Genomic DNA, 13,292 nt, shown 5'->3' on the forward strand with positions numbered 1-13,292 from the left:
CATGAACAGCTTTCCGGTATCGCAGTTCCTCACATTGGAGTGTCGACATGACCAGTAACCCCCCGCCCGACAGTCCGCCGGACAGTGTCGCCGTCCAGGCATCGCTGTCCTGGCCGAAGCGGATCACGTGTGCCGTCCTCATCGCGGTCCCCGTGATACTGGCGCTCGCGGTGCCGGTGTACCAGCGCACCGAGCCGACCCTCATGGGCATTCCGTTCTTCTACTGGTTCCAGATGACCATGGCAGTCGCGGCCGCCTGCGGTTGCGGAGCCAGCTATCTCATTGCGTTCCGCAACGAGCCCGAAGGTGGTGCTGAACAGTGAGTTTCAATGCGGTCACCTTCGGGGTGTTTCTGTCACTCTTTCTCCTCGTCACCGGTATGGGATTCGTCGCTAGCCGTTGGCGACGCGCCAACGACCTGAACCATCTCGATGAGTGGGCGCTCGGTGGTCGTGGTTTCGGAGGGTTCGTGACGTGGTTCCTGCTCGGCGGTGACCTCTACTCCGCCTACACACTGATCGCCGTTCCCGCAGCCATCTTCAGCATCGGTGCCTTCGGCTTCTACGCCGTGCCAAACGCTGTCGTGCTCTACTCGCTGGGCTTCCTGTTCCTGCCGAAACTCGTTCGGCTGGCGCACGAGAAGGGGTATGTGACGCTCACCGATTTCGTCAACGATCGGTTCAAGTCGCCGACCCTCGGGCTGGCGATCACCCTAACAGGTCTATTGGCGACGCTGCCCTACCTGGCTTTGCAGCTCATCGGTCTTGAGGTCATATTCACCTCCATGGGCCTCAATTTCGGGCCGCAGGCGAGCTGGTTCCTCAACCACCTGCCGCTGTTCGTGGCCTTCGGTGTGCTCGCTGCCTACACCTACTCCTCCGGGATCCGGGCTCCCGCGCTGATTGCCTTCCTCAAGGACGGTCTGACCTACATCGTGGTCATCGTCGCGGTCATCGTCATTCCGATCAAGCTCGGCGGGTTCGGCAACATCTTCGCCGATGCTGGCGAGGTTATTGCCGCACGCAACAACACGACTGATCCCGATGCCGCTGCCATCAGTGTGAATGCCAGTATCTACATGACGCTCGCGCTTGGCTCTGGCATGGCGTTCTTCCTCTACCCCCACGCCATTACCGGAGTGTTCGCCGCTCGCGGCGCCAAGACCGTCCGACGCAACATGTCCGTTCTGCCGATCTACACCGTCTTGCTTGGACTCGTCGCGCTGCTCGGAATGATGGCCCTCGCGGCCGGAATCACGCCACTGAATGGGAATCCGCAGTTCGCTGTGCCACAGCTGCTGATTGAGATGTTCCCGTCCTGGTTCGTCGGCGTCGCCTTCGCCGCCATCGCGATGAGCGCACTGGTGCCTGCGGCCATCATGGCAATTGGAGCGGGCAACCTGGTGAGTCGCAACATCATCCGGCAGTTCTCCCGAAAGGACATCTCCAACCATCGTGAGACGACGATCTCCAAGATCGTGTCCGTGCTCATCAAGGTCGGCGCGCTGGTGTTCGTCCTGACCCTCGATAGCCAGTTCGCATTGAACTTCCAACTGCTCGGCGGTATCTGGATCCTGCAGACGATTCCGACCGTGCTGCTGGGTCTGTTCACCGTGCGATTCGCCAACAGGCACGCACTGCTCGCCGGTTGGGCCGTCGGAATCGCATACGGAACTATCGCCGCCTACAACGTCACATCGCCCACCGCCAGTCACTTCGGTGGATCAACCGCCGTCCCGTTCTTCATGTCATCACCGATGTACATCGCGATCTCCGCGCTGATCCTCAACCTGGTGATCACTCTGACCTGGAGCCTGGTCGCCACCACCCTGCGACGAGACCGGCCACGGCCCGGTACGCCGCAGTCCGATCGCCCGGCTGAACGCGATGAGATCGGCACCGCGACAACGGCCTCCGCCAACTAACTGCCCAAGGAGAACTCTCATGACCGCCACCATCAACCCCACCGATCGGGGACCGGTACGGATCTTGTCGATCACCAACCGGGCCAAGCGCAACGCCTTCAGCGGCGACATGGCACCGCGGCTGCGAGACCTGCTGCTCGAGGCCGACCGCGATCCCGCCGTTAGGTGCATCGTCGTCACTGGCGACCGCGACATGTTCTCGTCGGGCCACGACCTGCAGGAGGTCCTCGAGAAGCCGGAGACGGCAGGTGATCCCGAGGCGAACGCGGCCTTCACCCTGCCTACGGAACTCGGTACCCCAGTGATTGGCGCGGTGAACGGACCGGCGTACGCGGCCGGATTCATCCTTGCGCTCAACTGCGATATCAGGATCGCCGGCGACAATGCGCGGTTCTGCGCCGTGGGCGCCCGAATCGGACTGGTGCCGGTCGGAGGTCAACTCAGCCGCCTGCTTGATGTGGTCGGCTACCCGGCCGCCTTCAAGATGCTGGCCAGTGCGGCGCCCGTTGGGGCGGCTGAGGCACTCGCATCCGGTTTCGTCAGCGAGGTGTGCGATCCCGACGACACTCTCGATCGCGCCATCTCGCTGGCAACCGAGATCTCCGAGGTCTCACCGGCCGTGGTGCGGGCGATCAAGACCGGTCTACGGGCAACGCTGCACAACGGCCTGGAGGCGGGAGCGTCCCTCGAACCGCAACTGGCAGCAATTGTCCGAGACCTGCCCGATGGTGACGAGGGAGTGCGGTCGTTCCTGGAGAAGCGGCCGCCTCGCTATCCGGACGCGCCCAGTGATCTGCAGGACAAGCTCGACAAGGCGGGGGCTCATCGATGAGTCGACGTCTGCGTGAGGACGTCGTGCGAGATCTCGCGATCCGCTACGGTGTCCCCGCCAACGTGGTCACCTTCGCCGAAACAAGTGATGACGCCAGCCGCATCGCACACGCGATCGGACGTCCGGTGGCGATCAAACTCGTTGCCGACAATGTCGTGCACAAGAGCAAGGCCGGTGGCGTGCTGCTCGCTGTGTCGCCGGACGACGTCCGAACGCGCACCGATGCGCTTCTGTCGCAGCAACGAACGAACGGTGCGCAGGTGCGCGGCGTGACTGTCGAGGCAATGGTCGACGCCGGTATCGAAGCGGTCGTCGGGGGCTTGCGCGCACCTGGTTTCGGGCACGTGGTGATGTTCGGTCACGGCGGAGTAGACATCGAAACACTCGATGACGTCGTGTTCGCGCTGGCGCCGATCGATGCCGAGGACGCCCGACGGATGGTGTCGGGTACTCGCCTCGGCCGGATTGTGGAGAAGCGATTTCCGGATCGGGTGGACGATATCGTCGCGATGCTCGTGGCGGTCGGGGGTGCCGGTGGACTCCTGCTGAGCGAGGACATCACCGAGGTCGACTTCAACCCGGTCGTGGTCACCGCTGAGCGCATCGTCGCCGTCGATGCGCGTGCCACCGAACTCGATCCAGCCACTGCGCAGGTGCCCCCGATACCGGAACCGGGTCGGGCCTACGAAGCGCTGCGGCCAGCGATCTACCCTCGGTCGATCGCCATCGTCGGTGCGTCAGCCGATGAGCACAAGATGGGCTACCGAGCGGTCAGCAGCCTGGTTGACTTCGGCTACACCGGCCAGATCCTGCCGGTCAGCAGTAAGAACGACAGCCTGTGCGGTGTCGCCACGGTCGCCAGCGTCGCCGATCTGCCAGCGGCAGTGGACCGCGCCGTTGTCGCACTACCCGCGTCGGCCGTTCCCGCCGCACTGCTGGCTCTCGCTGAACGGGGCACCCGCACCGCTCACGTGTACACCGCGGATACGCCGCGACTCGACGGGGCGGGGATGCGCGTACTTGGGCCGAACTGTATGGGTCATTACACGGCGTATGAGGGCATCACGTTGATCTCGCCCGCCGCCTCGGCCACCACCCCCGGCCACATCGCCTTCGTCTCCCAATCTGGCACCTATGCGGGCGACGTGTTGCGGCGCGGTACAGAGTTGGGGTTGCAGTTCAGTTTCGTCAGCTCGGTCGGCAACTGTGACGATGTCAGCCCCGCTGAACTACTGGCGTTCTGTGAAGCCGACCCGCGGACCCACGCAGCGGCGTTCTATCTCGAAGATGACCGCTGGGCCGGTGAGTTTCTGCGACTGGCAAGGACAATGACCAAGCCCGTCATCGTCTTCAAGGGTGGACGAACTGCAGCGGGGGGAGCAGCGGCGGCCTCGCATACAGGGGCTCTCGCCAGCGACCCACAGTTGCTCTTGGACGCCGCGCGGCAGGCCGGTGTGCTGCTGGTCGACGATCTCGACCAGTTGATGGACGTCCTTACCGCTCTGCAATTCGTTCCCGGCATCGACGGCGACAACCTCGCACTGCTCGGCAGCGGCGGAGGCGTGGCCGTGGTCGGATCAGATCGGGCTGATCGGTGGGGTCTCCGGATGGCGCCGTTCTCGGAGAACACCCGAGCCCGGCTCCAGAGGTTCGAGGCACCGGGCACCAGCCTGTCGAATCCGATTGACATCCCCGTGTGGTCGCTGTTCGACGACACCGGCACCTTCACAGGCGCCATCGCCTCCGCCGTTGCCGATGACGAGTCCATCGACGTGATGTGTGCGTTCCTCGACCTCGGCACCGTGTTCGACATGAAGGCGACCGAAGCGGGCAACAAGCTGGTGTGGGCCCTGACCGAGGGTCTGGTCAACGCCGAACGGGGTAGCACGCCGCTGGTATTGGTGCTGCGCAGCGGTTTCGACGCAAACCAGGACGCGCTCGTCCGTGATCTCCGACCGGTCGCTGCTGGTGCCAGGGTGGCGATGTTCGACTCGGCGGAACGTGCGATCGACGCGATCGGCGGTGTCCGATGGATGACCCGGCACGGAAAGAGGTCACGAGGCATCCAATCGTGACCAAGGAGGAGGTGACGGTGGCGCCGGCTCACCCGGCGTCGCCCGTAGCACCTCGTCAGCGTCCCGGCGTGGCGCTGACGCTTATCGCCGCAAGCACGTTTCTGTCGATGAGCGTGTGGTTCTCGGCGTCCTTCGTCGCGCCGCAACTGGTGGGTGCCTGGGAGCTCTCTCCCACGGGCGCGTCGTTGCTGACCATCGCAGTGCAGGTCGGGTTTGTCGTCGGCGCGATCGCCTCGGCCGCAACGGGTCTGGCCGATGCGATCTCACCCAGGCGGTTGATGTGCGTGGGCGCATTCGGTGCGGCAGCGGTCAACATGGCGCTGTTGTGGGCAGACGGAATTGAAACTGCGCTGCCCCTGCGGCTGCTCACCGGGATCTGTCTGGCGGCCATCTACCCACCCGCACTCAAGGAGGTGTCCACCTGGTTTCGCACTGGGCGTGGCACCGCGCTCGGTGTGATGATCGGCGCTCTGACCCTGGGATCCGCACTTCCGCATCTGGTCCGATCGTTCGGTGACGTGCCCTGGCAGCATGTCATTGTCGCGACGACGCTCATGACCGCGGCCGGGGGCGCGCTGATCCTTCTGCTCCGTGGGCCCGGCCCGTACCCATTCCCTCGGCGGCCGTTCACCTTTGGCGCCGCGATCGCCAGCCTGCGCAACAGGAATGTGGCCTTGGCCAACGTCGGCTACATCGGCCACATGTGGGAGCTGTATGCGATGTGGGCCTGGGTCGGGGCGTTCATCGCCGCCCTGCCGGGGATCGCGGCGCTTCCGAACGCACAAGCCACGGCCGCGGCGTTGGCGTTCGTGTGCATCGGGGTAGGCGCCCTGGGGTGTTTGGTCGGTGGCCGTCTCAGTGACCGGTTCGGCCGTGCTGAGGCTGCGTTGACGTCGCTGGTGTGTTCGGGGTTGGCCGCGTTGGCACTCGCCGTTCTGGGAACCGGGCCCCTGCTGATCGTGTTGCCGCTCTGTGCGTTCTGGGGTTTCTGGGTCATCGCGGATTCGGCTCAGTTCTCGGCGCTGGTCACCGAACATGCCGACCCGGTTTACGTCGGTGGTGCGGTGTCCATCCAACTGGCACTCGGTTATCTCACCACCGCGATCAGCGTGTGGATCGTTCCGGTTGTCGTGGAGCACTGGTCGTGGACGGCGGCGCTTGCCGCGTTGGCTATCGGACCCGGCGTCGGTGCCGTCGCCATGGTTACCCTCATCCGAACGCGGCGGCAAGGCTCACCCGTCTAGCGTGGCGAATTAGGTGATCGTGATGCCGCCGTCGACGACGATGGTCTGGCCGGTGACGTAGCCACCCGCATCGGAGGCGAGCCACACCAGCGTCGCCGCGAGTTCGCCGGGGTCACCCATCCGTCCCATGATGACGCGACTGGCCATCACGGTCTCAAGGTATTCGGGGGCGTACTCGTCGGTCATCTCCGACTTGAAGAATCCCGGGGCGACGGCGTTGACGCGTATTCCCTTTCGCGCACCCCATTGCTGCGCGAGGTCGCGGGTGAGGCCAACGATGGCAGCCTTGCTCGCGCTGTATGCGGCCTGCGGCAGGCCCGCGGTGGTCAAGCCCAGGATGCTCGAGACGTTGATGACGGAGCTGCCAGGCTGCATGACCCGACCGCACGCCCGCGCGGCCCAGAACGAGCCGTTCAGGTTGATGTCGATGACCGAGCGAAACTGCTCATCGGTCTCACGGACAGCGGGCACCGCGGTGCCCACACCGGCGTTGTTCACGAGGACATCGACGCGGCCGAACTCCTTGATCGCGGCATCGACAAGTGCGTCGCATTGGTCGGAGTCTGTGACGTCGGTCGCCACGCAGAGTGCGCGCCGACCTGCCGAGTGGACGAGTTCAGCTGTATCACTGAGCTTGTCGGCACGCCGGGCGGCCAGCACCACATCGGCGCCGGCCTGCGCGAAGGCTTCGGCGAATGACACGCCCAGACCCGATGAGGCGCCGGTGATGATGACGACCTTGTCATCGAGTCGGAATCGATCCAAAACTGTCATTGCGCAGGGCCTTTCGTTGATTTGTTGGCTGCGGCCAGAACGTCGTGCAGGCGATCGGGGTTGGTGTCGATCATCCGAAGCGCCAGTTCTGCGTATGTCCTGGCGATGGCTTCTGGTCCGGTGGGGCCCGTCTTGTCGAACCACTGGGGCAGTGAGGTGCACATCGTGGCGATGGCGCGCCCGATCTCGCGCGGGCGCTCGCAGCCAGCGGACCCCTCGCGCACTGCACTGAGAATCTCATGGTCGACCAAGTGCTGAATGGCACTGCGCCGCGCTGCAATCCGCGTTCGTTCAGGTTCCTCGAAACTTCGCATCTCGCTTGCGCCGATGTAGGCGACATCGGCGCGCAAGGTATGGAACAGGGCCAACGCCTCCACCACGCGGTACAGCCTGTCCAGCGGGCCGCCGGGGCCATCGATCGCGACGGCGCAGCGCCAGTCGAGTTCGTCCATCGTCATGTCAAGGATCTTGACCAGGAGCGACTGCTTGCTGGGGTAGTAGTGGTAGATGCTGGCGAGGCTCATGCCAGCCCGTTCGGCGATGGTGCGCATGCTCGAACCGTGATAGCCGGCCTCCACGAACGCGCTGATCGCCGCGCTGATCGCGGGGTCACCGTCGATGGACTCGGGGCTGGTATGCGAGCCGAGCAAGGTGGCCGTGGGCACATCGAACGTGCGCGCGAGATCGTTGAGGCGGTCGGCCGATATGCCGGTGCGGCCGTGTTCGATCGCATTCACGGTGGCGGCACTGACATCGAGGCGGCTGGCGAGTTCGCGCATTGACCAGCCACGGGCGGTGCGCAGCGACAGCACCTGTTGGCCGACGTGCGCGATGTTTACCGGACGCCTCATGTGTTCAGGGTAAAGGACCAGGTATAGCGCTGTCTAGGCGATCAATTGGGGTGTAGCTGCGCACCGGACCGATCGAACGTTCTATTATCTAAACATGAACGTCGACACACTCGTGCGGCCCGCACTCCTGGGCAGGGCTCTTGCGTCACAGTTGGGCGACGATCGCTGGATGGCGCTAGAAGCGCAGCTGATCACCGGTGGGAAGTCGAATCTGACGTTCGGTCTGTCCAGCCCGGCCGGTGAATTGATCCTCCGGCGGCCTCCCACGGGCGAGCTGCTCCCGCGCGCGCACGACATGGGCCGAGAGGTCCGCGTGCAGGAGGCGCTTGTTGGATCGACCGTTCCCGTTCCGGCGATCGTCCTGGTCGAACCTGAACCAGGACTTCTCGACGTGCCCTTCTACGTCATGGAGCGAATTCCCGGACTCGTGCTGCGCGATGAGTTGCCGCCCGGTTCGGCCTTCGACACGGCCGCGATCGCGGCCGTCGCGGAAAGCCTCGTCGACACTCTGGCGGCGCTCCACGCGCTCGATGTCGCCGATATAGGGTTGGCGGACTTCGGACGTCCTGACAATCACGCCGAGCGCACGGTCCGCACGTGGTGGCGACAGTACGAGGCGGCCCAAACCCGTGACGTCGCCGACGTCGCCGACCTTCACCGTCGGCTGGTCGAGCATGCTTGGCGCCCCTCGGCGAAGCCCTCGCTGGTGCACGGTGACTACCGACTGGACAACTGCGTGATCGAGCTCGGCGAGCGGCCTGCGGTCTGCGGCGTGCTGGACTGGGAGTTGTCGACGCTGGGTGACCCGTTGTGCGACCTGGGCACATTTCTCGTCTACTGGATTGAGGCCAGCGATCCCAAACCCTTGTTGACCCCCTCTCTCACGGCGAGCCCCGGGTTTCCGACAAGAGCCGAGATCGCGGATCGCTACGCCAGGACGTCGGGATGCGACCTCGGCGATCTCGACGCGTATGTCGGACTCGCGCACTTCAAGTTGGTGGGGATAGCCCAGGGAATGGCCCAGCGTGTAGCCCGCGGCCAGATGGCGGGCCAGGACTTCGGCGACCTCGACGCCGAGATCGACCGGATTGCGGCGGCCGGTCTGGCCGCCCTGAAAGGACAACACTGATGGACTTCGCACTCTCTGCTGCCGGCCAAGACGCATCCGAGAAGATGTGGTCATTCATGCGCGAGGAGGTGTTCGCGGCTGAGTCGGTATGGCGCGAACATCTGCAGACCCACGGACAGCACTCCTACCCGCCGGTCATGGAGGAACTCAAGGCCTCGGCACGTGCTCGCGGACTGTGGAACCTGTTCATGCCGGAGTACGGCGGACTGTCCAATGTCGACTACAGCGCTGTCGCCGAGATCTCCGGGTGGTCGCCTGTCATCGCGCCCGAAGCGATCAACTGTCAGGCACCCGACACCGGAAACATGGAGACGTTGGATCTCTTCGGTACCCCGGAGCAGCAGGCGCGCTGGTTGACCCCGTTGCGCGACGGACACATCAGGTCTGCATTCGCGATGACCGAACCGGCCGTCGCGTCCTCGGATGCGACCAACATCCAGACCTCCATCGTGCGCGAGGGAGACGAGTACGTCATAAATGGCCGCAAGGCGTGGATCACCGGGGTCGCCGATGAGCGCTGCGTGATCTTCATCGTCATGGGTAAGACCGACCCGACTGCGGCCACCCACCGTCAGCAGTCGATGGTGCTGGTGCCCCGTGACACCCCGGGAGTCGAGATCATCCGGCACCTGCCGATCTTCGGTTACCAGGACCAGCACGGACACTCGGAGATCGTGTTCGACGACGTACGCGTCCCGGTGAGCAATCTGCTCGGTGACGAGGGAGACGGATTCAGCATCGCCCAGGCGCGGCTGGGCCCGGGCCGAATTCACCACGCGATGCGCGCTGTCGGAATGGCCGAACGGGCGCTGGCGCTCATGGTCGATCGGGCACAGAATCGCGTCGCATTCGGCACCGCGCTGGCCAATCAGGGTGTGGTGCAAGAGGCCATCGCCAAATCGCGTATCGAGATCGACCAGGTTCGGCTGTACGTACAGAAGACGGCGTGGCTGATTGACCGCGACGGAGCGGCGAACGCCCGCAGCGAGATCTCCGGTATCAAGGTCGCGGCCCCCGCAGTGGCCACGGCCGTCATCGACCGTGCCATCGAGATATTTGGCGCGACGGGTGTCAGCGATGACACCCCGCTGGCGTACTTCTACGCGTGGGCTCGCATCCTGCGGATCGTCGACGGTCCAGACGCCGTGCACCGCCGGACCATTGCGCGGCTGGAACTCAAGCGCGAGCGTCCCTACGTTGGCTAGGAAGCCTGAGCTACCCAGTCGGGCCGCACGCAAGCCTGCTGATCAGGGCTGGCGTAGGCCGTCAGTTTCCTCGTTCCCGTGGCCCGAGGCAGCGTGCTCGCCGGGGGTAACTGACATTACGGACAATTCGCCAGGTATTTTCTCAGCATGTTGCCAGTAGCCGGTGGCGGCCCGTATCGAGAGGTCGCATCGTTGACCATCGCCCATGGTGAGCCCGTATTTTTGTCGTCGATCGTCGTTGCAGCGAAGCGCACCGATAGCGAACAAATACGGCATAGCCTGCCAAACGGCACGGGTACGTCATGAACTCCTTGGCGGCAGCGCTCACCGAGGTCCTACCCGCGAGTGGCAATGACCTCGTCGTGCTCAACGACGGGACCTGGGCGCACCATCCGTGGCCCGAGGTGTACGCCCGGGCAGAGAACGTCGCCGACTGGTTGCTCAACGAGGAGGCCACCGCCGTCGGACTGGTGGGCGAGCCCACGGTCGAGTTCATCTCGGCGATTCTCGGGGCCTTCCTCGCGGGGGCCGGCCTGTCGATCCTGCCGGGGCCGGTGCGCGGCGCCGATGCGGATCAGTGGGCCCACAGCACAGTGAACCGGTTCACCGGAATCGGAGTGGGCCATGTCCTGAGCAACGGAACGTATCTCGAGGGACTGTTAGCGAGCGAGGGACCGACGCGGATCAACGACGTCGCGGGCATCGCCCTCGCTGACCGCTCGACGACCTTCTCGTTGCCCGACACCGCAGCGCCGGTGGCGGTCCTGCAGGGCACTGCCGGGTCGACCGGAACGCCTCGGACGGTGCAACTCTCGCCCGACGCGGTGTTGTCGAACGCGCGTGCCCTGAATGCCCGCGTCGGTGTCACGTCCGCGGACACCGGCTGCTCCTGGCTCCCGCTCTACCACGACATGGGGCTGAGCTTCCTGCTGTCGGGCGCGGTCAGCGGCTCCGATGTGTGGCTGGCGCCGACCAAGGCATTTCAGGCCTCACCGTTTCGGTGGCTCAACTGGCTCACCGAGTCCGGTGCCACTGTCACCGCGGGACCCAACATGGCCTACGGGCTGATCGGGAAGTACTCGCGGCGCGTCACCGACGTTGACCTCAGTGCGGTCCGGTTCGCGCTCAACGGCGGCGAACCGGTCGACTGTGAACTCACGGGGCGCTTCGCCGAGGAGATGGCGCGCTTCGGGTTCTCCGCGGGCGCACTCTCGCCGTCGTACGGACTTGCCGAGGCGACCTGTGCGGTGACCGTTCCCGAACCCGGCGTCGGCCTGCGGTTCGACGAAGTCGTGGCGCACACCGATGCCGGCGCCTCGCCGCGCAGGCACGCGATACTGGGCAATGCCGTGCCCGGTATGGAGGTGTGTATCGAACCGCGCGACGGCGTCACCACCAAGGGCGAGCGCGACATCGGGGAAGTCCTCATCCGCGGTACGTCGATGATGTCCGGCTACCACGGCGGCGAGTCGCACGAACCAGGGAGTTGGTACCCCACAGGTGATCTGGGGTACCTCGTTGACGGTGGCCTGGTCGTGTGCGGGCGGGCTAAGGAGATCATCACCGTCGCTGGACGCAACGTCTTTCCCGCCGACGTCGAGCGAGTTGCCGCGCAGGTGGCCGGCGTCCGGGAGGGAGCCGTTGTGGCGGTCGGCATCGGGGAGCGCACCATCCGCCCGTCCCTGGTGATCATTGCCGAATTCCGTGGACCCGACGAGGCTGAGGCCCGGTCCACGCTGATCCAACAGGTCGCGTCCGAGTGCGGCGTGGTGCCATCGGATGTGAGCTTCGTCAGACCAGGCACCCTACCCAGGACGTCGTCGGGCAAGCTGCGCCGACTCGAGGTGAAGCAGAGCCTCGAGGTCCAGTAGCGCTGGCAGTCAACGAATCCGGCGTCAGCCGGGCGGTGGCGGCAGCTCCCCGGGAGGCGGTGGCGGCTCCGGCAGGAACTGAACCAGGCCCGGGGGAATGTTGGTTCCGGGCGGCGGTGCGGTACCCGGCAGCGGTTGGCCAAGCTGCTCCTGCGGCGACTGGCCGAGCAGTCCACCCCTGAGTCGGCCGTCGCGGTACATGTCGACGTAGCGCCCTAGCCACTCCCGGCGCGACACGTCGGAGTTCTCCTGCCCGGGAGCCACGTCGAACTGTGTGCCCTGCCCGGGTGCCGAGGGCACCTCGTTCTGCGGCAGGCCGTAGGCGTTGTTGAACACGTTGAGGCTCGGCGAGATGCCGGGCCCGCCTCCCGGCCCGGATGGCACGAGGTTCTGGCCGAGCACCGTGGACGAGTCCAGGCCGGTCACCGGCGGCATGCCCAGAGGCCCGGCCTCCGGTGCGCCGGTTTGTGCCAGGACCGCAAGCCCGTTGGGCCCCAGCGGCATCCCGATGACGGGAACCGCCGGCGCCGGTGGCGGTGGTGCGGCCGGAGCCAGCCCCGGTTCGACGGGCGGCGGTGGCAGAGGGTCGGCCGCGGCGGCCGCCGGGAAGGCGACCGCCGCTCCAACCGAGAGGGCGCCGACGATGAGACCCGCAAGCCTGCCCCGTGTCATGTCAGTCCTCACACGGCCTTGGTGACGCCGTAGTACGCGACAACGTCATCGGTGTCGGTGGTCGAACTCGTCAGCGTGGCGTAGGACCGCAGGAAGGACTGTCCGACGCAACCGTCGACCTTGATGTGAGTGTCCTTGAGCGTCACGCGAACAGGCGCCGCCTTGTACTCTTTCTTGTTGACGGAGACCTGGGTGACCGTGCCCGGCTTGGCGTGGATCTCGATGGTGCCCGAGATGGGCATCGTCACGCCCGTCGGGATGAGACCGCCGGTTATCGACGATCCCGAGGTGCCGATACCGATCGACCCGATCAGGCGGACCTGGCCGAGTTCGATACCGCAGCCGACCTGGTAGCCGGCGTCCAACGTTCCGCCGGACAGCGTCGTGCTGCCGCTACCGGTGACAGTGCCCATGAACGTCGCGCCGACGAGGTACTCACGTGATGAGGTCGCGGTGGTCAGCGGGGCAACCGGAAGTTGCGTCTCGTTGCTGGCCACGACGGTCAACGTCCAGCCGTCGGGTGTCGTCACGACGCCCGGAGGGGCCGACGCGACGACGCCGGTGTCCGGCGGCGGACCGACATCGCCGGCCGGGTCAATTGGGGGCTCCGCCATCGCGAGCGGTGAGATGGCGGCGAACGGGATGGCGAGGCAGGCAGCCGTCACCATGGCAAGGCGATTCAACATGGGGTTCTCTCGTTCGAATTAGGCTGGAG

General features: G+C 65.5%; 12 protein-coding genes. 8 read left to right on the forward strand and 4 right to left on the reverse strand.

All coding sequences use genetic code 11. The annotated features are described in order from the left end of the window. Positions 1–47: 47 nt before the first annotated feature. The 5 genes from ACZY0X_RS17330 to ACZY0X_RS17350 are packed head-to-tail and all read left to right on the forward strand — an operon-like array spanning position 48 to position 6,075. Positions 48–323: a DUF3311 domain-containing protein gene (locus tag ACZY0X_RS17330; RefSeq protein ID WP_463772110.1), complete on the forward strand. Its 276-nt coding sequence runs from the start codon at positions 48–50 to the stop codon at positions 321–323. Further along, positions 320–1,924: a monocarboxylate uptake permease MctP gene (gene mctP / locus ACZY0X_RS17335; RefSeq protein WP_463772112.1), complete on the forward strand. Its 1,605-nt coding sequence runs from the start codon at positions 320–322 to the stop codon at positions 1,922–1,924. Before ACZY0X_RS17330 ends, mctP begins: the two co-directional genes overlap by 4 nt. A gap of 19 nt (positions 1,925–1,943) precedes the next feature. Then, the gene (locus ACZY0X_RS17340) at positions 1,944–2,756 is read left to right on the forward strand and encodes an enoyl-CoA hydratase/isomerase family protein (RefSeq protein WP_463772113.1); all 813 of its coding nucleotides are present in this window, start codon (positions 1,944–1,946) and stop codon (positions 2,754–2,756) included. Beyond that, positions 2,753–4,831, forward strand: a complete 2,079-nt coding sequence (locus ACZY0X_RS17345) for an acetate--CoA ligase family protein (protein ID WP_463772115.1) — start codon at positions 2,753–2,755, stop codon at positions 4,829–4,831. The genes ACZY0X_RS17340 and ACZY0X_RS17345 overlap by 4 nt, the downstream gene beginning before the upstream one ends. Next, complete coding sequence (locus ACZY0X_RS17350; RefSeq protein ID WP_463772116.1) at positions 4,828–6,075, forward strand: MFS transporter; 1,248 nt, start codon at positions 4,828–4,830, stop codon at positions 6,073–6,075. The genes ACZY0X_RS17345 and ACZY0X_RS17350 overlap by 4 nt, the downstream gene beginning before the upstream one ends. Positions 6,076–6,084: 9 nt before the next feature. On the opposite strand, the gene ACZY0X_RS17355 is transcribed toward ACZY0X_RS17350, so the two are convergent. Together ACZY0X_RS17355 and ACZY0X_RS17360 are read right to left on the reverse strand one after the other, a co-directional pair. Further along, entirely contained in the window at positions 6,085–6,849 is a 765-nt protein-coding gene (locus ACZY0X_RS17355) for an SDR family NAD(P)-dependent oxidoreductase (protein WP_463772118.1), read from the reverse strand. Further along, positions 6,846–7,700: a TetR family transcriptional regulator gene (locus ACZY0X_RS17360; protein ID WP_463772119.1), complete on the reverse strand. Its 855-nt coding sequence runs from the start codon at positions 7,698–7,700 to the stop codon at positions 6,846–6,848. The genes ACZY0X_RS17355 and ACZY0X_RS17360 overlap by 4 nt, the downstream gene beginning before the upstream one ends. Before the next feature lie 94 nt (positions 7,701–7,794). Between ACZY0X_RS17360 and ACZY0X_RS17365 the strand changes: the two genes are divergently transcribed. The 3 genes from ACZY0X_RS17365 to mbtM all read left to right on the forward strand — a co-directional run bounded on the left by ACZY0X_RS17365 (position 7,795) and on the right by mbtM (position 11,905). Further along, positions 7,795–8,829, forward strand: coding sequence for a phosphotransferase family protein (locus ACZY0X_RS17365; protein ID WP_463772121.1), 1,035 nt, complete (start codon positions 7,795–7,797; stop codon positions 8,827–8,829). Next, positions 8,829–10,034, forward strand: coding sequence for an acyl-CoA dehydrogenase family protein (locus ACZY0X_RS17370; RefSeq protein ID WP_463772122.1), 1,206 nt, complete (start codon positions 8,829–8,831; stop codon positions 10,032–10,034). The genes ACZY0X_RS17365 and ACZY0X_RS17370 overlap by 1 nt, the downstream gene beginning before the upstream one ends. Positions 10,035–10,336: 302 nt before the next feature. Next, a complete protein-coding gene (gene mbtM / locus ACZY0X_RS17375; RefSeq protein ID WP_463772123.1) occupies positions 10,337–11,905 on the forward strand; it encodes a long-chain-fatty acid--ACP ligase MbtM in 1,569 nt (522 codons plus the stop codon). A gap of 24 nt (positions 11,906–11,929) precedes the next feature. Here mbtM and ACZY0X_RS17380 read toward each other — a convergent pair whose 3' ends face one another. Both ACZY0X_RS17380 and ACZY0X_RS17385 read right to left on the reverse strand, forming a co-directional pair. Continuing rightward, a complete protein-coding gene (locus ACZY0X_RS17380; protein ID WP_463772125.1) occupies positions 11,930–12,577 on the reverse strand; it encodes a hypothetical protein in 648 nt (215 codons plus the stop codon). A gap of 8 nt (positions 12,578–12,585) precedes the next feature. Further along, positions 12,586–13,263 (reverse strand): MspA family porin, encoded by a 678-nt coding sequence (locus ACZY0X_RS17385; protein ID WP_463772126.1) that lies wholly within the window; start codon positions 13,261–13,263, stop codon positions 12,586–12,588. Between the last annotated feature and the right edge of the window lie 29 nt (positions 13,264–13,292).

Source organism: Mycobacterium sp. IDUB_39 (genome assembly GCF_055419205.1).